Annotated in this window: 23 protein-coding genes; 5 read left to right on the forward strand and 18 right to left on the reverse strand. The window is 75.1% G+C overall.

Annotated features, from left to right (window positions below; all coding sequences use genetic code 11):
- Position 1: 1 nt before the first annotated feature.
- Positions 2-1,369 carry a pyridoxal phosphate-dependent decarboxylase family protein gene (locus ACZ6SQ_RS06590; protein WP_469557349.1) on the reverse strand — a complete coding sequence of 456 codons (1,368 nt, stop codon included), beginning with the start codon at positions 1,367-1,369 and terminating at the stop codon, positions 2-4.
- A gap of 283 nt (positions 1,370-1,652) precedes the next feature.
- Here ACZ6SQ_RS06590 and ACZ6SQ_RS06595 point away from each other — a divergent pair, with 283 nt between their 5' ends.
- Positions 1,653-2,213: a snapalysin family zinc-dependent metalloprotease gene (locus ACZ6SQ_RS06595; protein WP_469557351.1), complete on the forward strand. Its 561-nt coding sequence runs from the start codon at positions 1,653-1,655 to the stop codon at positions 2,211-2,213.
- A 93-nt stretch (positions 2,214-2,306) separates the two neighbouring features.
- On the opposite strand, the gene ACZ6SQ_RS06600 is transcribed toward ACZ6SQ_RS06595, so the two are convergent.
- The gene (locus ACZ6SQ_RS06600) at positions 2,307-2,672 is read right to left on the reverse strand and encodes a UBP-type zinc finger domain-containing protein (protein WP_469557353.1); all 366 of its coding nucleotides are present in this window, start codon (positions 2,670-2,672) and stop codon (positions 2,307-2,309) included.
- A gap of 73 nt (positions 2,673-2,745) precedes the next feature.
- Positions 2,746-3,426: an adenosylcobinamide amidohydrolase gene (locus tag ACZ6SQ_RS06605; RefSeq protein WP_469557355.1), complete on the reverse strand. Its 681-nt coding sequence runs from the start codon at positions 3,424-3,426 to the stop codon at positions 2,746-2,748.
- A gap of 245 nt (positions 3,427-3,671) precedes the next feature.
- Here ACZ6SQ_RS06605 and ACZ6SQ_RS06610 point away from each other — a divergent pair, with 245 nt between their 5' ends.
- Positions 3,672-4,109, forward strand: a complete 438-nt coding sequence (locus tag ACZ6SQ_RS06610) for a phage holin family protein (protein WP_469557357.1) — start codon at positions 3,672-3,674, stop codon at positions 4,107-4,109.
- Positions 4,106-4,561: a DUF3618 domain-containing protein gene (locus ACZ6SQ_RS06615; protein ID WP_469557359.1), complete on the forward strand. Its 456-nt coding sequence runs from the start codon at positions 4,106-4,108 to the stop codon at positions 4,559-4,561. Before ACZ6SQ_RS06610 ends, ACZ6SQ_RS06615 begins: the two co-directional genes overlap by 4 nt.
- A 102-nt stretch (positions 4,562-4,663) precedes the next feature.
- Here ACZ6SQ_RS06615 and ACZ6SQ_RS06620 read toward each other — a convergent pair whose 3' ends face one another.
- The 15 genes from ACZ6SQ_RS06620 to ACZ6SQ_RS06690 all read right to left on the reverse strand — a co-directional run bounded on the left by ACZ6SQ_RS06620 (position 4,664) and on the right by ACZ6SQ_RS06690 (position 17,549).
- A complete protein-coding gene (locus tag ACZ6SQ_RS06620) occupies positions 4,664-5,587 on the reverse strand; it encodes a hypothetical protein (protein ID WP_469557360.1) in 924 nt (307 codons plus the stop codon).
- 175 nt (positions 5,588-5,762) lie between these two features.
- Positions 5,763-5,909, reverse strand: coding sequence for a hypothetical protein (locus ACZ6SQ_RS06625; protein WP_386381222.1), 147 nt, complete (start codon positions 5,907-5,909; stop codon positions 5,763-5,765).
- A gap of 131 nt (positions 5,910-6,040) precedes the next feature.
- On the reverse strand, positions 6,041-6,472 hold the full coding sequence (locus ACZ6SQ_RS06630; RefSeq protein WP_469557362.1) for a hypothetical protein: 432 nt from the start codon (positions 6,470-6,472) through the stop codon (positions 6,041-6,043).
- A 110-nt stretch (positions 6,473-6,582) separates the two neighbouring features.
- The gene (locus tag ACZ6SQ_RS06635) at positions 6,583-7,416 is read right to left on the reverse strand and encodes a hypothetical protein (RefSeq protein WP_469557364.1); all 834 of its coding nucleotides are present in this window, start codon (positions 7,414-7,416) and stop codon (positions 6,583-6,585) included.
- A gap of 187 nt (positions 7,417-7,603) precedes the next feature.
- A complete protein-coding gene (locus ACZ6SQ_RS06640; RefSeq protein WP_469557366.1) occupies positions 7,604-8,218 on the reverse strand; it encodes a sigma-70 family RNA polymerase sigma factor in 615 nt (204 codons plus the stop codon).
- Positions 8,219-8,456: 238 nt separating this feature from the next.
- Positions 8,457-9,149, reverse strand: a complete 693-nt coding sequence (locus ACZ6SQ_RS06645; protein ID WP_469557368.1) for an SDR family NAD(P)-dependent oxidoreductase — start codon at positions 9,147-9,149, stop codon at positions 8,457-8,459.
- A gap of 94 nt (positions 9,150-9,243) precedes the next feature.
- Entirely contained in the window at positions 9,244-10,485 is a 1,242-nt protein-coding gene (locus ACZ6SQ_RS06650; RefSeq protein WP_469557370.1) for an NAD(P)/FAD-dependent oxidoreductase, read from the reverse strand.
- A 438-nt stretch (positions 10,486-10,923) separates the two neighbouring features.
- Positions 10,924-11,418: a MarR family winged helix-turn-helix transcriptional regulator gene (locus ACZ6SQ_RS06655; RefSeq protein ID WP_469557372.1), complete on the reverse strand. Its 495-nt coding sequence runs from the start codon at positions 11,416-11,418 to the stop codon at positions 10,924-10,926.
- Positions 11,419-11,459: 41 nt separating this feature from the next.
- Positions 11,460-13,217, reverse strand: coding sequence for a PP2C family protein-serine/threonine phosphatase (locus tag ACZ6SQ_RS06660; protein ID WP_469557373.1), 1,758 nt, complete (start codon positions 13,215-13,217; stop codon positions 11,460-11,462).
- Positions 13,217-14,275 (reverse strand): ATP-binding SpoIIE family protein phosphatase, encoded by a 1,059-nt coding sequence (locus ACZ6SQ_RS06665; RefSeq protein ID WP_469557374.1) that lies wholly within the window; start codon positions 14,273-14,275, stop codon positions 13,217-13,219. Before ACZ6SQ_RS06665 ends, ACZ6SQ_RS06660 begins: the two co-directional genes overlap by 1 nt.
- A complete protein-coding gene (locus tag ACZ6SQ_RS06670) occupies positions 14,275-14,718 on the reverse strand; it encodes an anti-sigma regulatory factor (RefSeq protein WP_469557376.1) in 444 nt (147 codons plus the stop codon). Before ACZ6SQ_RS06670 ends, ACZ6SQ_RS06665 begins: the two co-directional genes overlap by 1 nt.
- Entirely contained in the window at positions 14,715-15,140 is a 426-nt protein-coding gene (locus tag ACZ6SQ_RS06675) for an STAS domain-containing protein (protein WP_469557378.1), read from the reverse strand. Before ACZ6SQ_RS06675 ends, ACZ6SQ_RS06670 begins: the two co-directional genes overlap by 4 nt.
- A complete protein-coding gene (locus ACZ6SQ_RS06680) occupies positions 15,137-16,006 on the reverse strand; it encodes an STAS domain-containing protein (RefSeq protein ID WP_469557834.1) in 870 nt (289 codons plus the stop codon). Before ACZ6SQ_RS06680 ends, ACZ6SQ_RS06675 begins: the two co-directional genes overlap by 4 nt.
- Before the next feature lie 161 nt (positions 16,007-16,167).
- Positions 16,168-16,530, reverse strand: a complete 363-nt coding sequence (locus ACZ6SQ_RS06685) for an STAS domain-containing protein (RefSeq protein ID WP_386381142.1) — start codon at positions 16,528-16,530, stop codon at positions 16,168-16,170.
- A gap of 143 nt (positions 16,531-16,673) precedes the next feature.
- The gene (locus ACZ6SQ_RS06690) at positions 16,674-17,549 is read right to left on the reverse strand and encodes an RNA polymerase sigma factor SigF (protein WP_469557380.1); all 876 of its coding nucleotides are present in this window, start codon (positions 17,547-17,549) and stop codon (positions 16,674-16,676) included.
- Positions 17,550-17,854: 305 nt separating this feature from the next.
- Between ACZ6SQ_RS06690 and ACZ6SQ_RS06695 the strand changes: the two genes are divergently transcribed.
- Positions 17,855-18,709, forward strand: coding sequence for a SigB/SigF/SigG family RNA polymerase sigma factor (locus ACZ6SQ_RS06695; RefSeq protein WP_469557382.1), 855 nt, complete (start codon positions 17,855-17,857; stop codon positions 18,707-18,709).
- Between the two features lie 186 nt (positions 18,710-18,895).
- On the forward strand, positions 18,896-19,354 hold the full coding sequence (locus tag ACZ6SQ_RS06700) for an ATP-binding protein (protein ID WP_469557384.1): 459 nt from the start codon (positions 18,896-18,898) through the stop codon (positions 19,352-19,354).
- Positions 19,355-19,401 lie beyond the last annotated feature (47 nt).

Raw genomic sequence — 19,401 nt, forward strand, 5'->3', positions numbered from 1 at the left:
TCTAGGCACCGGCCGCCGCGCGCCGCAGGGCGTCGAGCGACCGTACGACGTCGTCGTCGCGGGTGGACCAGTTGCTGACGGAGATGCGCAGCACCCGGCGGCCCCGCCAGGTGGAACCGCTGATCCAGGCCGTGCCGTCGTCGAGGAGCCGCTGGATGACCCGGTCGGTGCGCGCGTCGTCCTCGAAGGCGGCGCAGACCTGGGTGAACACCACGTCGTTCAGCACGGTCGCCCCGTCGATGGCGTCGATGCCGCGGGCGAAGGCCTCCGCGTGCCGGCACAGCCCGTCGACCAGGTCGGCGACCCCCGAACGGCCGAGGGATCGCAGGGCCGCCCAGACGGGGAAGGCGCGGCCGCGGCGGGAGAGTTCGGGGACGGTGTCGATGGGGTCGCCGCGGGTGTCGTGGATCAGATAGGCGCCCTGGTGCCCCATCGCCTCGCGCAGCGCCGCGGGGTCGCGGACCATCGCCAGTCCGCAGTCGTAGGGGACGTTGAGGGTCTTGTGGGCGTCGGTCGCCCAGGAGTCGGCGTCCGCGCAGCCCGCGGTCAGCGAGGCGTGGCGCGGTCCGGCGGCCGCCCAGAGCCCGAAGGCGCCGTCGATGTGCACCCAGGCGTCCGCCTCGCGCGCGTGGTGGACCGCGGGTTCGAAGGGATCGAAGGCGCCGGTGTGGATGTCGCCGGCCTGGAGGACCACGATGGTGGGCACCGGCGGGCCCGAGGCCAGCGCCTCGCGCAGGGTGTCGGGGCGGATGCGCCCCTGGGCGTCGGCGGGGACGGTCTCCGGGGTGCCGAGGCCGAGGTAGCGCAGGGCCAGGTCGACGGAGATGTGCCGGTCCTCGCCGACCACGACGCGCACCGGCGGCCCGCCGGCCAGCCCGTCACGGACGACGCTCCAGCCGACCCTGCGCAGCACGGTGTCCCGCGCTGCGGCGAGGCAGGTGAAGTTGGCCATGGTGGCACCGGTCGTGAAGCCGACCCCGCTGTCCGGGGGCAGACCCAGCAGATCGAGCAGCCAGGCGGAGGCGATGTCCTCCACCGCCGAGTAGGTGGGGGTCACGGCACGCATCACGCAGTTCTGGTCCCAGGCGCTGACCAGCCAGTCGGCGGCGAGCGCGGCGGGGTGGGTGCCGCCGACGACGAAGCCGTAGAAGCGGCCGCCGGGGAAGCCGGTGAGACCCGGTTCACCGGCCGTGGCCAGCAGGTCGATCACCTCGGCGGCGGGCGTGGGCCCGGCGGGCAGATCCGTGCCGAGCGCACGCACGATGTCCTCGACCTGCGCACGCGGGGGGACCGGCCGGTCGGACAGGCCCGCCAGCCAGCGTTCGGCGTGGCGGTGGGCCTGGGAGAGCGCCGCGTCGCGCGCGTCCATACCTCGCACTATGGGACGGCGCCCGCCGGGGTGCAAGCGGGGCGGTGACGTCTCCACGGCGGCTGCCCGCGGGGGCGGCGGCGTTTCGGCGGTCCCGCATCCGGCACCCGTCGCCCGTGGCGGCCACCCGGACCGCCGCTCACGGCCGCGGTCCGCCCCGCCCGTCCGGTGCCGACGCACGGCCCGGGCCGATTACCGGATTGGGGCGCGTCGAGCACGGGCAGAGAGCCCCGCAGAACGTGGCATGAGCACGCCCACCTTCCTTCCCCACAGGAGGTCGACCTTGCAAGCACGCACGTTCGTCCCCATCCTCGCCGCGACCCTGGCGGCGGGCCTGATCACGGCGGGCCAGGCCCAGGCCGCGCCCGCCGAGGCCGACGCCCGCCCCCTCGCCGCCCGGGTCGTCACCTACGACGCGAGCGCGTCGGCGGAGTTCCGGGCAGCCGTCGACCGTGGCGCGGCCATCTGGAACGAGAGCGTCGACAACGTCGAGCTGCGCCCCGTCGCGGCTGGACAGCGGGCCAACATCCGCGTCCTGGCCGACAACGGCTGGCCCAGGGCGCTGACCACCTCGCTCGGCAACGGCACCGTCTACATCGGCCGGCAGGCGGTCGACCAGGGCTACAACACGGTCCGGATCTCGTCCCACGAGCTCGGGCACATCCTGGGGCTCCCCGACCGCAAGCCCGGCCCGTGCTCCAGCCTGATGTCGGGCTCGAGCGCGGGTGTGCCGTGCACGAACCCGTACCCCGACGCGGCCGAGAAGGCGGAGGTCGAGGGCAACTTCGGACTGGCGTCCGCGCGGCCGGAGGGTGTGCGGCACAGCGTGGTGCTGGTGGACTGACGCACCGGGGCGCGGGGACGGAAGCGCTCTTCCCCGCGCCCCTCGGACACCCCGAACCCCCGCCCCTCGGACACCTCCTGCCCCGCCCTCACCTCACGGCTCGGGGAGCAGGAAGACCTCGTCGGCGAAGCACCAGGCCCAGTCCTCGTCCGAGGCGAGGGACGCGGCGACGGGATGGCCCGTCTCCACGTGATGGCCGAAGGCGTGGGCGCCGCGGGAGCTGTCGCAGCAGCCGACGTGCCCACAGGTCGCGCACCACCGCAGCCTCCGCCAGGTCCACCCTCGCGCCAGGCACTGCGCGCAGGCCGGCCAGGCCAGGTCGCGGGGCACGGCCGGTGCGTCCAGATGGGCGCAGCGCGGGGGTGTGAGGCGGCCGGCGTCGGGCGCGACCCGCCAGAGGGCGCGGAACGACACCGTGGTCGCGGGGTCGAAGGCGTCGCCGGGTGCGTGGGCGGTCATGGTCTGCCTCCTCGCGTGGTGGTGGGCTGTGCTGAGTTCCCTCCGAGGGCCGTGAACGGATGCGCCGGGTGTGTCACGCCCCGGGCGCGGCGGCAGCGCGCACGGCGCCGTGCACCGCCCGGGCCAGCCGGGCGCCCCAGACCGAACGGGGACCGGCGAAGGCCACGGTCTCCGCCTCGCCACCGGGTCGGCGCGCGGCCACGCACACCGCGTCGGTCGGCGTCCCGGAGCAGTCGTACCCGGCGTCGAGCAGGGCCTGGACCTTGGCCTCCGTGGCGGTGGCGACCGCGTTGACGAGGGCCGCGTCGGTGAGGGCGACCGGGAGGGCGACCACGATGTTGACGGTGCCCGGCGGAGCCTGCCCGTACGCGCCCTCTGCCGGTGCGGCGGCCCAGCCGCGCACGCCCAGTCCTGCGGTGGCGACGGCGTGGACACCGCCGTCGTGCGCACGGCCGTACGCCTGGACGTCGGCGGCCGTCATCAGGCCCACTCCCGGGCCGTACGCGCCCGCGTCGGCCGCCAGTCGGGCCAGGTGCCGGTCCGGGTCGGTACGGCGGTAGCCGTGGGAGACCTGGGCGTTGAGGACCCAGGACCGCTCCCCCAGACCGCCGCCCAGGACCGCGCTGCTGACCATCCGCCAGCCGCCGCCCGCGCGCCACAGCAGGGCGTGCAGTGTCTCGCCGTCCTCGACGCGGGTCAGTTCCCGCAACTCCAGCGGGCCGGCGGCGGTACGGGGCGGGACGACGGCACTCACCGGGCGGGCACTCCTTGGGGTGACGGGGACCGGGCGATCCTATGCGGCGCCCCGCCGGGCCCGTCCGCCGGGCCTCGCGGGCCGTCTCGGATCGGGTGCCGTGATCCCGCGCGTTCGGGGTACTCGCGACCTCACGCGCCGTACGGAAGTGGCACATGGAAGCGGCACCGCTCGCGACGTACGGCGTCCGGAGAACCGGAACGAAACGGAATCGGCGCGAACGTGAGAGACGGAAGGTGATCGTCGTGTCGAGTGCACGACCCCTCGACCGCGAGGCCGGGCCCGGTGCGCGGCCCTCGGACGACGAGTCGGCGGGCGAGCTCGCGGAGCGCGCCACGCGGCAGCTGACGGAGCTGGTGCGCGGCGAACTGCGGCTGGCCCAGGAGGAGATGAAGGAGAAGGGCAGGCGGTACGGCAAGGGCGGCGGGATGTTCGGCGGAGCCGGTGTGTCCGGCTTCCTGACCTTGCAGGCCCTGGTGGCCACGGCCGTGGCCGCGCTGGCGGTGCCCCTGCCGGTCTGGGCGGCGGCGCTGATCGTCACCGCCGTCCTGGGCCTGGTCACCGCGGTGCTGGCCCGCGGGGGGAAGAAGCAGGTCGCGCAGGGCTCGCCGCCCGCACCCCGACAGGCCATCGACGGCCTCAAGGCCGACCTCAACGAGATCAAGGAGAGTGCACGACGATGAACCAGCCATCCCGCAACGGGCGGACCGCGTCCTGCGAGGAACTGCGCGAGCACGTCGAGGACGTCCGCGGCGACCTCGGCCGGACCGTCCAGGCACTGGCCGCCAAGACCGACGTCGGGGCCAGGGCACGGCAGAAGGCGGCCGAGGTCAAGCAGCAAGCGGCCGAGAAGGCAGGGCGGTTGAGGACCAAGGCGGCCGATGTCACCCATGCCGTCGAGGACAGGGTCGCCCACCCCGTGAAGGACAAGGCCGGTCAGGTCTCCCGGCAGGCCCGGGCGAAGACCGCGCGGGCCGGTCGTCTCCTCGGCGACCGGACGCCCGAGCCTGTGCGCCGCACGGCGGTCCAGGGGGCGCGGGCGCTGCGCGGCCGGCGCGTCGTGGTGCTGACGGCGGCCGCGGGCGGAGCCGTGCTGGTGTGGCTGGCGTACCGGCCCAGGAGCGGCAGGAGGTGAACGGGCGACGGCGACCGCCGTCCCGGGCACATCCGGCGGGTGGTGGGGTTCGTCGCCGCGCCACTCGCCCGGTTCACCACTCGCCCCGTTCCAGGTGCTCCCTCAGGCCCCCAGCAGACCGACCGTCCCCGTCGCCACCGGCCGTCCGTCGGTGAGAACGGCGAATCGGGCGCTGAGCGCCTGTCCGGTCAGCTCGACGAAGGCGCTGCCGCCGCTCGGCACGGGGCTGTGCAGGTCCACGCTCAGGCCGGTCACCGCGGCGGCCGGCCTCCCCGAGGCCAGCAGCATCGCCTGGCGTCCGGCTTCCAGCAGGGCCGCCGCCGGGAGGAAGGGCGGCCGTCCGGGCAGGAGCACGGGATGGCCGGGGTCGCGCGGGGAGAGTACGAGCCGGCCCTGCGGGGTGCGGGCCAGCAGGACATCGGTCTCGGCCGCGGCTCCCACGGCCTCCGCGCCGGGACGCAGCAGACCGGCGGGCGGCGCCGCACCGGCCGGGTCCGGAGCGCCGGTGTCCGGCGGACGGCGGACCAGACGCATGGTGCACGATCCGAAGGTGCCGCCGTCGTGCAGATAGTCGGCCGAGACACGGCAGGCGGCGACCCCGTCTTCCTCACGGAGGATGTCGGCCACGGTCAGCCGTACATCGACGTCCGTGGCGTCGCCGGACTCCAGCGGCTGTGCGTCGGCCCGCAGCCCCAGCCGTACCGAGACGGGCTCCAGCACAGTGGCCTGACGGGCGTACCCGCGCTCCAGCAGCGCGGCGAGCTGACGCAGCGACTCGACCATGATCAGCGGGTGATGGGCGACGGGAACGCGGCGCTCGTTGAGGGGATGCAGACGGGGCCACTGGCAGCGGGCCTCGAACGCGCGGGCGCCCACCCGCCGAAGAGACAGGACGAGCATCGCCGACATGGTCCGCAGCCCGATGCTGCGCCAGGCCCGGAAGACGTCGGCGGGGTTCTCCCGCACCGACCGCGCCTCGGACCCCGGGGTATCCGCCTGTGTCCCGTACGCCGTCACACCCTGCATGCTCGCCTCCTCGGGGCCGGCGTGCGCCGGCCCGCGCCGGTCACGCCGTCCGGACCGGTGTCGTGCAGCGATTCGCTTCCCGACGCCGGGACGGATGCGGGCAGCGGCCGGACGGGCGCGGGCCAGGACGCCACGAGGGACGCCCCGCCCCGGTCGTCACCGCCGGGCCGCGCCCTCAGGGGCGCCGCCGCAGCCTGCCGAGGAGCCGCTGCGCCTGGGCCCGGCGCCGCGGGTCGGCGGACGCGCGACGCACCTGTTCCACGGCGCGGCGCCCCTGTGGGCTCCGGCTGAACCGCATGAGCTTCTCCAGCATGCCTGGCACGGCTGACCTCCTGGGACGGTTGACGACAAGGCCCGCACCGGCCTCGGCGGCGCGGAGCGGGTGTAAGGACGCGTCTACCCGCGGATCGTCGGCCCATCCCTCGCCGCGGCGCATTCCCGCCCCGGCCGGGGTCAGGGGGACGCGGTGGCGAGGGCGCTCTCCATCGCGTCCATCTCGTCCTGGAGGTCGGCGAGTTCCTCCTCGAGCTCGTCGGGACCGGGGGTCCCGAACGCTCCCGTGGGCTCGGGGAGGCCGGACAGCGCGGGGTCCCCGAGGGCGTCCTCGACGTGCTCGCGGAACTCGTCGCCCCCGACGACCTCCCCGATGATCTCCGTGTGGACGCGCCGGAGAGTCCGCTCGTCCAGTCCGGCGCAGGCGGCCGGGTCCTCGGCGTCGGCGGGCGGCCCGCCCGCCCGCGCGAACTCATCGGCCTGCCGGCTCAGGGCGGCCTTGCAGGCGGCCTCGTCGCCGCCCGCGGTGGTCCCTTCGCCGTCCCCGGCCCCACAGGCGGTGACGGCCAGGAGCAGCAGGCCGACGGCGGACAGGGTGGTGCGCGAACTCATCGTCCCCCCAGGATGATTGTCGATGTACAGACATCATCCACCCTGGCCCGGAGGAGTCCCGCCCGCGCCCCGCCACCCGCCCGCACACGCGCGACGACCGCCGTGGCCGGTCAGTCGCCCTGCGTGGGGGACGCGGCGGGTGTACCGCCCTCGAGGACGGTCTCGAGCCGGCCGGTGCCCTGCTTCACGGCGGTGTCCACGGAGTCCGGCTGTCCGCCGTCCGGGCCGCCCGCCGTCACGGTGATCGCGTTGTCGTCGACGCGGACCACGCCGACGTTCAGCGTCAACGTCGTCGGAGCGCCGTCGGCCGTGCCCTGGACGGTGACCTCCAGGCCCTGCCGGGCGTCTCCCTCGTCGGGCAGCGTGGTCTCGATGACCTGGACGGTGCGCTTCGAGTTCCCGGAACCGATCACGGTGAACTCGTCGCACTTCTGGGGCAGGGACTCCAGCCAGTCCATGGAGTCGTCCAGGCCGGAACCGCTGTAGGCGGCGACCTGGTAGAGGAGGCGCGAGTCACCCTCCTCGAAGCCGGTGAGCGCGGACGCCCCGGACGGCTTGCCGAGCAGATCCTCGCTGTAGAGGCCGTCCATCAGGCGCTGGCAGTCGGAGGCGTCCGCCTTGCCGGTGAGGAAGTCGTCGACGTCGACGGAACCGGCCAGCAGCGAGTCCCGCCACTTCGCCGCGTCGTCGACCTGCGTCCACTCGTCCTCGATGTCCGCCTCCGTGATCAGTGCCGTCTTGGCCTGTGCCTCGGTCAGGGCGCCGGACGGCGTGGCGGCCTCGGGGACCGCGGGGCGTGAGGCGGTGTCGGACGGCGACCTGGTGCTCTCCCCGGCCGTCGATTCGTCGCCGCCGTCGTCGGAGCAGGCCCCGGTGGCCAGCAGGACTCCCGCGGCCAGGACGGCGGCGGCGACACGAGCGGGACGGGACGGGCGACGGATCATGACGGGTGCCTCCGGGGATCACGGACGATGTCCCCAGCGCAACACCGGCCCCTCCCGGCCACCAGCCCGCGCGGCCCGTACGGGTGAGGCCGCGCGCCACCCCTCGTTCGGCCCGTACGGGTGGGCTCGCACGCCGCCCCGCGCGGCCCGCGACGCCGAGCGGGGGCGAGCCCCTCGCCGCCGGACGTCATCCACGGACGGCGTCGGCCTCCAGGCAGCGCGCGAGCCGCAGCAGGCCCCGTCGGGCATGGCTCTTGACGGTGCCCAGGGGCCAGCCGGTGAGCTCGGCGATCTGGGTCTGGGTGAGGTCGTCGTAGAAGGCGAGGGTCAGCACGCGCCGCTGGGCGTGGGGCAGCTTGCACAGCTCCCCGGTCAGCACGACGCGGTCCAGCACACCTTCTGGCTGCTCCTGCCGGTCGGCGGGCTCCAGGGCCAGCCTCGTCCCCGCCGCCGTCACCAGTTCCGCCCGGCGGGTCCGGGCCGACAGCGCGTCGGCGACCTTGCGCCGGGTGATCCCGACCAGCCACGCGCCCAGGGCGCCGCGCTGCGGGGCGAACCCCGAACGCCCTCGCCACGCGGCCAGGAACACCGTCTGGGTGACGTCCTCCGCCTCCCGCGCGTCGCCCAGGGAGCGGCACGCCAGGGTGTACACCAGCGCGCCCCACCGGTGGTAGACCGCTTCCAGGCAGCTCTCGTCGCCCGCGACGAAGCCGGCCGCGAGTTCGTCGTCCGGGTGGTCCCCGCCCCGAGGCCTCGCGGGAGCCGCGTCGGCTACGCGGTCGGGGGCCTGCACTGCGCTCATGGTGTCCACTCCTCGTGCGGCGGTGGCCGGGCCGCCTCGCCCCCGGGCGGATCGGCCCGGACCGCGTCCTCGGCGGCCGGCCGCCGGACGTCCGTAGCCCGGAGCGACTGCGGCATCTCCACCGTGCTCGGCGCGGAACTCGCCCCACAAGTCGCAACGTCTTTGCATCGCTTTGCCCGGAGCGCTCGGTGCCCCCGGGCGCCGCGGGGTGTCGTGACTCCGGGGCGGGCGGGCCGTCTCACTCCGGGCGGTGCGCGGTGTGCCTTGCCGCGGCCGGGGCGGGCCGGAGCAGGGCGTCGAGGATCTCGTCCACCGCCGCGGCGACCGTCAGGCCGGGGGGCAGCGCGGGCGGGGACCCGGCCACGGCGCGGGCGGCGAACCCCGACTCGACATGCGGCAGCCGGATGTCCAGGACGGCCACTCCCTCGCGCCGCCGCTCGCGCCGGACGGCCGTCAGCCAGGCCGCGAGCGCCGCCTTCGAGGCCGCGTAGTCCGCCATGCCCGCCGGTGCGGCGTCGGCCACGACACCGGTCACCGCCGCGAGGGCACCGCCCCGGGGCACGACGGGCAGCGCGGCCCGCAGCAGGGCCATCGGGGCGAGCGCGTTGACCGTGAGGAGGTGTTCGGCGACCGAGTCCGGCACGGTGTCGGCCCGGCCGAACCCGGCGACGCCGACGCAGACGACGACCGCGTCCAGCCCGCCCAGCGCGTCCGCCGCCCAGGGCACGGTGCGGGCGCAGCCCTCCAGGTCGTACGCGTCGATCCGGTGGACCGGCGCTCCCCCGCAGGATGCGGCGGCGCGTGTCAGGGGCGCAGGGGTGCGGCCGGCCAGGGCGACCCGGGCGCCGAGCCCGTGCAGTCGTGCGGCCAGCGCGCTCCCGATGACGCCGCCGGCGCCGGGTACCAGGACCCGTGCTCCTTCGATGTCCACGTTCGTCTCCCGCCTCGGCCCGACGGCCGGGTGCGGCCGCCGGGGACGGTCGGTTTCGGCGGTGGGGCCCGCTCCGGCTCCTGGTCCCAGGGCCTTAGGGCCGCAGATCCTGCAGCACCTCGCGCGCGGCCCGCGCGCCCGAGGCCATGGCGCCCTGGACGGACCCGGTCGCCCGGTGGTCGCCGCACACGTACCGGCCGGGCGAGACCCGGCTGGTGCGGCTGAGGGGCTGGGGCGGTGTCATGACGGGCAGGGCCTCCTGGACCGTGCGCACGGTCAGCAGATGCCAGCCCTCGGTGCCGGTGCCGTACGCCTCGGCGAGCGCGGAGCGCAGGCCGTTCTCGCGGCCCTCGGCGTCCGGGCCGAGGACCGAGGTGGCGATCAGGGCCAGGCCGGGCGGCGCGTGACCGGGCACGACGTCGCTCAGCACACAGGTGTTCAGGAACCGGCGGCGAGTGTCCACGAGCAGGGTCGGCTCGCCCAGCGGGGAGCGCGGCGCGGCATGGTAGTAGGTGGTCACGACCCGGTAGGCGGGGACGTCGACGCCGGGGAGCAGGCCGGTGACGGACCGGGGGCCGGCGGCCACCACGACGGCGCGGGCGGGGAGCTCCCGGCCGTCGGCAGTCAGCGCACCGCCGGGTGTCAGGCGTTCCACGGGGGTCTCCAGCCGGACCGTGCCCGTGGGCAGGGCGGCGGCCAGGGCGCGCGGGACGGCTCCGACGCCGTCGGCGGGCAGGCACAGGGTGCCGCGCAGCATGCTGCGCCACACCAGGTGGAAGAAGCGGCTCGACGTGGCCAGGTCGTCCTCCAGGAAGACCCCGGCGAGGAAGGGCCTGAGGAACCGTTCCACGAGCGCGTCGGAGATCCCCGCGTCCGCGAGGGCGGTACGGGTCGTGGTGTCCGGGAGTCTCTTGAGGCGCCGGGGCGGGGCGAGCAGGTCGCGGGCGGTGAGCGCCGCGAGGGCGGCCAGGTCGCGGGGGCCCGCGAGACGTCCCGGCAGCAGGTCGGGCAGGGAGCGCGGGCGCCGGGTGGGGTCGCTGAACCGCAGCCGGCCCGTCGGGGTGTGGACGAGGACCCCGGGCGTGAAGGGCCTCAGCCTCAGGTCCTTCAGGACCACCCTGCGGCGCAGCTGCGGATAGGACGTGTTGACGACCTGGAAGCCGCGGTCCACCACGAAGCCCTCGACCCGGTCGGAGCGCATGCGCCCGCCGACCTCGTCGGAGGCCTCGACCACCCGTACCCGCAGGCCCGCGTCCGCCACGTCACGGGCACAGGCGAGCCCCGCGACCCCGGCGCCGATCACCAGCACGTCCGTCGTCTCCCGGACCGCGGCCACATGACCACCTCTTCGCTCGTACCTCAGGGGCGGGACGCCGTCCTCGACGGGGACTTGGGTCGGCCGCCGGTCGCGCGGGCGTGGCCGGGCGGTGCTGTCGGGGTTGCCGTGGCCGGGTTCCCGGGGGCACCCGGAGCGCGGCGGCGGACGCGGCGGGCCGGGCGGTGGGTCCCGGGAACACGAAGGGGGGCCGTGTTCCCGGGACGTGTCCGCTCGCCCGGCGCGCCCGGGAAAGCCCTGCGGCTCCCGCTTCCCGGACGGCCGCGTCCGCCTCCACCACGACGGCTCCCTTCCTGTCGAGTGGCACCTGTCCCCGTTTCCCCTCGAAGGGCTCCGGCGGATGCGCCCGGACGTCACCGGCTGGTGACGTCCGCGAGGAGCACGGGCACGGCGGCCGTGCCGTCGCGCCCGGGACGCCGTACGGAAGGTCGCGACGGATCAGCGTCGCGGTACGCGTACCTCGCCGAGTTCGGTGTTCAGCGCGTCCAGGTAGCGCAGCACCACGGCGAGTTCGTCCTCGCTGAACTGGACACGGGCCTGTTCGGCCGCCTGGGCGAGCGGCATGAAGTAGGTGCGCGCGGCGGCCCGCCCGCCCTCCTCGTAGTGGATGTGGACGACCCGGCGGTCGGCGCTCTCGCGCAGGCGGCGGATGTGTCCGGCCTTCTCCAGCCGGTCGAGGCAGGCGGTCACCGCGCCGGAGGTCAGACCGAGGTGCTCGCGCAGCATGCCCGGGGTCGGCGGCTGCGGGCTGTCCAGCACGAAGGACAGCGCCTGGACGTCGGTGGGGTGCAGTCCCTGTGCCAGGGCGAAGCCGTGGACCAGCCGGTTGATCTCCCCGATGGTCCGCCGCAGCGCGACGGCGAACCCCTGCGGGTCGGTCGGTGTGCTCCCGGCGACGGCGCCGCCGGTCTCGTTCTGCTGTCCCCTGGCCACGAGGTCAGCGTACTGGGCGGCCCGCCCGGCTCCGCCCGCCGTCACCGGCCCGCCCGTGGCACGCCGTCCCGCCCCTCCCCCGTCCGGGCCCTCTCCGCGTCGTGCACATGGCACAGCAACAGGCATACGTCGTCGTCGTGCTCGGAGTCGTCGAGCAGCGGCTGCAGCAGCCCGTCGGCGCAGCCGTCGAGATCCCCCGCGAGGTCTCCCGGGCGGACGGCGGACAGGGCGCGTGCCAGCCGCTCGATCCCGGGGTCGATGCCCTGGGTGCGGCGTTCCACGAGGCCGTCGGTGTAGAGGGCGAGCGTGGAGCCGGGTGGCAGGGGCTCGGTGTGCTCGGCGATCTCCTGGTCCAGGGGGATGCCGAGCATCGCGCCCGGCCGGGCGTCCAGGGTGCGCACCTGTCCGTCCGGGGTGTGCAGCACGGGCGGCGGGTGTCCGGCGGCCGCCCAGGTGAGTTCGGCCGTGCCGGGACGGAACCGGGCGACGACCGCGGTGGCGTACAGGTCGAGCCGCAGGTGGTGCAGGAACTGGTGCAGCTGGGTCAGCAGCCGGCCGGGGCCCGCGCCGTGGACGGCGTAGGCGCGCAGGGCGGTGCGGAGCTGGCTCATCATCACGGCCGCGTGCAGTCCGTGCCCGGTGACGTCGCCGACGACGGTGATCAGGCTGCCGTCGGGCTGGCGGAAGGCGTCGTACCAGTCGCCGCCGATGTTCATGCCGCGGGTGGCGGGCAGATAGCGGGCCGCGAGGTCGATGCCGGGGACCGTGGGCAGGTCGGTGAGCAGGGCGCGCTGGAGGGTCTCGGCGATGTCGCGGTTGTGCTCGTAGCGCCGGGCGTTCTCCAGGGCGATACCGGCCCGCCGGGTCAGTTCGACGAGCATGACCGCGTCGTCGGGGTCCCAGCGCTCCTCGGGCGGGGTGAGGGTGAGGACGCCCTGGGTCGTGCGGTGGGTGAGCAGGGGGATGCAGAGCAGGGGTCGGTCTGGGGCGAGCGCGGACGGCGGCCGGTCGTCGACGCCGGGCAGCCCGCCCGCGTGGTCGGCGGCGTACTGGGGGCGGCCGCGGCGGGCGGCGACGACCGCGGCGGCCGGCCTTGCCATCGCGCGGTGCGGGTCGTCCGGCGCGTCGAACAGCCAGACGTCCACGGTGCGGGCGTAGCGCGGCACCAGCAGATCCGGGAGCAGCCGTACGACGGCGTCGGGGTCCAGGGAGGCGGTGAGGACGGCGCTGGCGTCGGCGAGGAAGGTGAGCCTGCCCCGGGCGTTCTCCGCCTCGCGCCGGGCGCTCTGTTCGGCGGCGAACAGCTCGCGCTGGCGTTCTCCGGCGGCGTCCAGCTCGGCGTGCAGGGCGACGACGCCCTGGTTGGTCTGGTGGAGTTCCTCCCGGTGGAAGCCGACCAGCGCCTGCTGTTCGTCGAGCTGGTCGAGCAGCAGGCCCGCGTCCTCGTCGGCGGAGAACAGGGCCTCGGCGAGGGTGACTTCGTCGTCCGGGACGTGTGCGGCGGGAACGGGGGCGGCGTCGGGGTCCGGGAAGCGGACGACGGACGCCTGCCAGACGGGTCGCCCGTCGGCCGGCCGTACCTCGACGGTGAGGCGCATCTCGCCGGGCGGCGCGTCCGTGCGCGCGGTCACGGCCCAGGCACCGCCCTTGATGAGGCACTGCCTGAGCTGGGCGGTGAGCGCGGCCATCAGGCGCGTGCGCTCGACGGGCTGCACTCCGCAGGCGGCGGCCAGCCGGGCGGTCGCGATGCGGGCCCGCGCGGCGTCGGTGACGCCGCGGACGTTCCAGGTGGGGTTCATCAGGGGCGGTCCGGCGGGGTGGGGGTCAGCACGACGACCGCGGTGTCGTCGCGCACGGGGCGGGCGGGGCTGCTGGCGTCGCGCACGATCGCGGCGGCGACGGCGGCGGGGTCGCGGGCGGGGTCGTGGTGGAAGGGGTCGGCGCTCCAGCGGCTGGGCAGGCCGTCGCTGTGCAGGACGAGCAGGCAGTCGCCGGTCCACTCCTCCACCTGGCACGGGAGGGTGGCCGGGAGATGGGCGCCGACGATGCCGGGCCGGGACAGCAGTGGCTGCCAGCGGTCGCCGCGGCGCAGCCTGGCGCCGATGTTGCCGACACCGCTGAAGGACAGCCGCCCGGTCGCGGTGTCGAGCTGGGCGACCGCGACGGCTGCGCCGCGGGTGCCGCGCAGGGCCTCGTGCAGGGTGCGCAGCAGCCGGTCCACGGGCAGATCGGCGCGGCGCCGGACCTCCGTGACGGCGGCGGAGGAGGCCCGCGCGGCGTGCTCGCCGTGTCCGAGGCCGTCGGCCAGCATCAGGGTGAGCCGGTCGCCCGAGCGGGCCCAGGCCCAGGCGTCGCCGGAGAACTCGGCTCCGGCGAAGGGGATGTTGATGCCTCCGGCCCGCGCGGTACCGGACGCGCGGGCGCGGCGCGGGGCACCGCGGGGGGCGATCCGGGCCAGCGCGATCGTGCCTCTGCCGGGGGTGCTGTGCAGGTCGAAGTCGTCGGCGGTGCGCAGGCAGGTGCCGAGTCCGGCGCCGAGGGAGGCGGCGGTGGAGTGCCCGTCGCGCAGCGCCGCGGCGACATCGGCGATGCCGGGCCCGTGGTCGACGGCCAGTATCTGTACGACGGCCGCCTCGGTGTCGCCGTGGGCGGGCACGGCCGGGCTCACGGCCTCCAGCAGGACTCGGCCGCCGCCGGCGTGCTTGAGCAGGTTGGTGGCGAGCTCGGTGGCCACCAGGGCGGCCTCGGCGGTGCGGTCCTCGTCGAGCCCGGCCAGAACAGCGACGGCCTCGGCTGCCACCCGTACGTCACGGACGCGGGTGGAGTCGTGCACGGGCACCTCCCGGACGCGGGGCATCAGCGCGCCTCGCGGGGGCGGGGCGGCCGGTCGACCCAGGAGGTGACGGTGACGACGGTGCCGCCGCCCGGGCGGCTGTCGACGGCGAAGTCGTGCACGAGCCGCCGGGCGCCGCCGAGGCCCATGCCGAGTCCGCCGCCGGAGGTGTAGCCGTCGCACAGGGCCTGGTCGAGGTCGGCGATGCCGGGGCCCTCGTCGGCGAAGGCCAGCCGCAGGCCCGCCACCCCGGACCGGTTCACCAGGGCGCACTCCACCTCGCCGCCACCGCCGTGCACCAGGGCGTTGCGTGCCAGTTCGCTGGCGGCGGTGACCAGTTTGGTCTGGTCGACCAGGCCGAATCCGGCGGTGACGGCCAGTTGGCGGACCTGCTGGCGCACCCACACCAGATCGAGGTCGGAGTGGATCGGCAGGCAGGCGGAGACCTCGCCGCCGGTGTGGGTCACGGACGCTCCCGGTGGGTCCGGCCGTCCCCGAGAAGGCTGTGCGCGGCGTCGGCGCCGAGGTCGCGCATGGCCGCCTCGGTGCTGAGCGCCGTACGCAGCCCCGGCAGCGTCAGACCGAGTTCGACCAGGGTGATGGCCACCGCGGGACGCATCCCGGCGACCACGGTCCGGGCGGCCAGCAGCCGTGTCTGGGAGGCGATGTCGCTGAGTACCCGGCCCATGAACGAGTCGATGATCTCCACGCCGGACAGGTCGATGACGACCCCGGCGACACCGCTGTCGGCGACCATCTCGCCGATGTCCTGCTGGAGTTGCTCCGCCGTGCCGTCGTGCAGATCGCCCTGGAGGGTGACCAGCAGGACACCGCCGAGCCTCAGGACGGGCACCCGGCTCTCGTAGGGCGAGGTGAACACGCCGGTCACCGCGGTGCCGTGGCGTGCGCCGCCCGGTGCACGATGTCGGCGCCCTGCTGGCGCAGCGCGTACGACAGCGCGTCCGCGAGGCTGGCCCGGGTGAGCACGGAGCTCAGGTCGATGCCCAGATGGACGATGGTCTGCGCGATGGCGGGCCGGATTCCGGAGACGATGCATTCCGCTCCCATCAGACGCGCCGCGGCCACGGTCTTCATCAGATGCTGGGCCACCAGCGAGTCGACGGTGGGGACGCCGGTGATGTCCAGGATGGCGAAGTGCGCCTGCTCGTCGACGACGGCGTTCAGCAGCGTCTCCATCACCACCTGGCTGCGGGCGCTGTCGAGGGTGCCGATCAGCGGTACGGCGACGATGCCGTCCCAGAGCCGGATCACCGGCGTGGCCACCTCCAGGAGTTGCAGCCGCTGGCGGTCGATGACGTCCCGTCCCGCGCTGAGCGCCGTGTCCTGGACGACCAGGCGGAGCGTGCCCATCAGCACGGTCAGCGTCGTCGTGCACTCGAGGACGTGCTCCGCCGGTGCCCCGGAGAGCTCGGCGGCGAGGAGGTCGGTGACCGGCGGGCGCAGGGCGTCCACCTCGGCGGAGATCCGGGCGGCGTCGGCACCGGCCCGGGACCGGGCGTCGGCGGTCCGCGCCAGCTGGTCGCGTACGACGGCGAAGGCCCCGGCGTCCGCGTCCTCCGGGCGCCCGGCGGCGGCGACCGCGGCCAGCGCCTCCGCCACGGCGCGGCCCGCCTCCACCGCCTCGTCCCGGGACACCGTGAAGACCGTGCGGAACAGCGACGCGTCGGCCCAGCGCTGGGCGATCTGCTCCCGCCGTCTGCGGAGGAACTCCGCGACCTCCTCCGTCGGCGGCATCGGCTGCGCTGGCCTCGGCTGTTCCGGCACTTACGTCACTCCTTGTCGCTCTGTTCCGCGCCGACAGGACCGCGGAACCGGTTCCGTGCGGGCCGCACCCCACTGTAGGGAAGCGTTGATCCGTTGCAATCCTTACGAGGTGAAGCCCCTCCCGCGGGTGCTCAGCCGGCCGCCGCCGACAGCGCCTCGTCGACATCGGCGAGCAGCGGGACGGTGAGGCTCACGCCCGTCAGGTCCAGGATGCGCCGGACGGCGGGCGCCGGGGAGATCACATAGACGCCGCCGGAGTCCTCCCGGACCTCCTGGTACACCCGCAGGATGATGTTCATGCCGGACGAGTCCATGAAGGGCACGTCGCGGATGTCGAGCAGGAAGTGGCGCCGCCCGTGGTGGAGTTGGTTGGCGAGGTGATGGTTCAGCTCGGCCGCCGTGGCCGAGTCCAGGTCTCCCGCGACCGTGAGCAGCACGGCGTCCTCGCGGAGCACCTCCACCTTGACGGACAGAGCGTTCTGAGCTTCGGACACGAGGCCTCCCACAGGCGCTGGCGGACGGGACGGGTGTCCCGTCGGGCGGATTCCATGCGTCGGGGCACCCGGTCGCCCGGGTGCGGCCGGTGGCGCCGGGGTCGGCGCGTCCGGCACGGACGGTGCTGAGCGGCCGGCGCCGTTCAGGCCACGCCCGGTTCCAGCAGCCCCTTGCGCAGCCGCTTGATGATGCGGCTGATGAGCCGTGAGACATGCATCTGGGAGACGCCCAGCCGGGCCGCGATCTGCGCCTGGGTGAGTTCCTCCACGAACCGCAGGTGGATGATGCGCCGGTCCCGCTCGTCGAGGCTCGCCACGAGGGGCGCCAACGAGTGCAGGTCGTCGACGAGTTCGAGCGACGGGTCCTCCTCGCCGAGACGGTCGGCGAGCACGGTGTCGCCCCGTTCCGACTCGGTGGACAGCGCCGCGTCCAGGGAGGCGGACTGGTAGCAGTTGGCCGCCTTGCGCGCCTCGATGACGTCCTCCTCGGACAGGGACATCAGCTCGGACAGCTCCCGTGTGGTCGGGGTGCGGCCCAGCCGGGAACGCAGTTCGTCGGTCGCCCTGGCGAGCTCCGCCCGGGCCTCCTGGAGCCTGCGCGGCACATGGACGGCCCAACTCGTGTCGCGGAAGAAGCGCTTGATCTCCCCCACGATGTACGGCACCGCGAAGGTGGTGAACTCCACCTCCCGCGACACCTCGAAACGGTCGATGGCCTTGATCAGCCCGATGGTGCCGACCTGGACGACGTCCTCCAGCGAGTCCCCGCGGGTGCGGAAGCGCGAGGCGGCGTACCTGACCAGCGACAGGTTCATCTCGATCAGCGTGTTGCGCACGTACTGGTGGTCGGGGGTGCCCTCTTCCAGCACGGCCAGGCGGTCGAAGAACCGGCGCGACAGTTCCCGCGCGTCCTTGGGCCCGACCGCGGCCGGATCCTCGATGAGCGGCAGTGCCGCCCCGTCCGCCGTGCTCGTCTCCCCCGCCGTGGCCGTCGTCCGTGCCGCCGTCACGGCTGCCATGCCGCCCTCCCCTGTGCCGGATCCGAATGTCATCCCCCCGACTGCCCGGCTTCGCGGGATTCACTCCCCACCAGTGCGTGAACACCGGGGCGGCACCCGGTTCTGGCCGGAATCCTCCCTTCCACGACGTCCCGTCCGGTCGCCGCGAAGCTCGCCCTGTTTGCCCGGCCGAGGGCGGGGCAGGCGCCAGATCGTGCTTCGGAACAGAGGCACCGGCGGAGGCGCCGCGCCCGTCCAGGGCTGCCGACAGCCCCTCCGCGTTTCCCACGCAACTGCCTGACACCTTCGTTCAGGAGCGTTTTCGCATGCTGGTTGAGACGTCCGCACACGGTTCCGGTCCCACCCCCCGTCCCGCCGCGTCGCGCAGGCACCGCCACGACGACGCGCCCGAGACCGGGGCGGCCTTCGCCCGGCTCACGGCACTGCCCGCCGGGCCCGAACGGGACACCGTGCGCGAGGAACTGACCGAGGCCTGGCTGCCCATGGCCCATCGCATCGCCGGCCGCTTCCGCAACCGCGGCGAGTCGCTCGAGGACCTGCGCCAGGTCGCGGCACTGGGCCTGGTGAAGGCCATCGACCGCTACGAGCCGGGCCGCGGGGCCTTCGAGAGCTACGCCGTGCCCACCATCACCGGGGAGATCAAACGGCACTTCAGGGACCGGATGTGGGCCCTGCGCGTGCCCCGTCGCGTCCAGGACCTGCGCAACAAGGTGCGGCTCGCCCGCCGCGAGCTCCTGCAGTCGGCCGGCGGCGGCGAGCCCTCCGTCACCGAGATCGCCGCCCACACGGGCCTGACCGAGGACGAGGTCAAGGCGGGCGCCGAGGCACTGGAGAGCTACCGCACACTGTCCCTCGACGCCGAGGGGCCCGGGGACGACGACGGCTACAGCCTGGGCGACACCCTCGGCGTGCGCGAGGAGGCGTACGACGTCGTCGTCGACCGCGAGGCCGCCAAGGCGGGACTGCGGCGGCTGCCGGAACGCGAGCGCGCCATCCTCTACATGCGCTTCTTCGAGGACATGACGCAGCGGCGGATAGCCGACCGGCTGGGCATCTCCCAGATGCATGTCTCACGGCTCATCAACCGCTGCTGCGCACAGGTGCGGCAGGAGGCCCTGGGGCTGAAGCCCGGCTCCGACGGCGGCGGGCGGCGCCGGTGACCGTCGCGCGGGCGCGCCCCGTGGCACCGACCCGGGCGGGTGGGCCACACTCGGGTCCGTCCACGAGTGGCATGTGACGGAGGTGCGAAGGCAGTTGTTCTCCCCCACCACGCATCCGCTTCCCGGCACCGGCGGTGCCGCCGCTCCCCCGCACGGCCCGCCGGCCACGGCCACGGACGGAGAGCGATGAAGCCCGCCGAGCCCTCGGCCGCCGGCAGCGGCGGGTCGGCGGCCGTGCGCCCGGCCCCCGTCGGCGGTCCCGCCGTGGTCGGGAGCGCGGCCGCCGCGCGGCAGTACGTCCGGGACCTGGTGCGGGAGCGCTGGCGCGGACCGTCCGGCCCGGCCGACGAGCAGGCCGTCGTCGATCTTCTGCTGGTCGTCTCGGAACTCGTCACCAACGCCATCCGCCACGGCGGCGGCCTCGCCCGCTTCGAGGTGACACCGGTGGCGGAGGGCGTACGGCTGGACGTGCACGACCACAGCGGCACGGTTCCCCCGGCCGCGTTCGGCCACGGCACGTTCCCGCTGCCGAACGCGAGCGGCGGTTTCGGCTGGCCGCTGATCATCCGCCTGGCCCGCGAGATCCATGTCGAGCGCCGTCCGCAGGGCGGCAAGGCGATCAGCGTCCTGGTGCCGCTGGTCTGAGCCGCGGGCGCCGGGCCAGGGGGGCGTTCGCCGGCCCGGCGGGGCGT

This window comes from Streptomyces sp. NPDC048600 (genome assembly GCF_055587025.1).

Bases quoted from the DNA above. Each gene is read 5' to 3' on its own strand.
- ACZ6SQ_RS06590 (WP_469557349.1), bottom strand. From the start codon at position 1,369: ATGGACGCGCGCGACGCGGCGCTCTCCCAGGCCCACCGCCACGCCGAA.
- ACZ6SQ_RS06600 (WP_469557353.1), bottom strand. From the start codon at position 2,672: ATGACCGCCCACGCACCCGGCGACGCCTTCGACCCCGCGACCACGGTG.
- ACZ6SQ_RS06615 (WP_469557359.1), top strand. From the start codon at position 4,106: ATGAACCAGCCATCCCGCAACGGGCGGACCGCGTCCTGCGAGGAACTG.
- ACZ6SQ_RS06620 (WP_469557360.1), bottom strand. From the start codon at position 5,587: ATGCAGGGTGTGACGGCGTACGGGACACAGGCGGATACCCCGGGGTCC.
- ACZ6SQ_RS06630 (WP_469557362.1), bottom strand. From the start codon at position 6,472: ATGAGTTCGCGCACCACCCTGTCCGCCGTCGGCCTGCTGCTCCTGGCC.
- ACZ6SQ_RS06635 (WP_469557364.1), bottom strand. From the start codon at position 7,416: ATGATCCGTCGCCCGTCCCGTCCCGCTCGTGTCGCCGCCGCCGTCCTG.
- ACZ6SQ_RS06640 (WP_469557366.1), bottom strand. From the start codon at position 8,218: ATGAGCGCAGTGCAGGCCCCCGACCGCGTAGCCGACGCGGCTCCCGCG.
- ACZ6SQ_RS06660 (WP_469557373.1), bottom strand. From the start codon at position 13,217: ATGAACCCCACCTGGAACGTCCGCGGCGTCACCGACGCCGCGCGGGCC.
- ACZ6SQ_RS06665 (WP_469557374.1), bottom strand. From the start codon at position 14,275: ATGCCCCGCGTCCGGGAGGTGCCCGTGCACGACTCCACCCGCGTCCGT.
- ACZ6SQ_RS06680 (WP_469557834.1), bottom strand. From the start codon at position 16,006: ATGCCGCCGACGGAGGAGGTCGCGGAGTTCCTCCGCAGACGGCGGGAG.
- ACZ6SQ_RS06690 (WP_469557380.1), bottom strand. From the start codon at position 17,549: ATGGCAGCCGTGACGGCGGCACGGACGACGGCCACGGCGGGGGAGACG.
- ACZ6SQ_RS06695 (WP_469557382.1), top strand. From the start codon at position 17,855: ATGCTGGTTGAGACGTCCGCACACGGTTCCGGTCCCACCCCCCGTCCC.
- ACZ6SQ_RS06700 (WP_469557384.1), top strand. From the start codon at position 18,896: ATGAAGCCCGCCGAGCCCTCGGCCGCCGGCAGCGGCGGGTCGGCGGCC.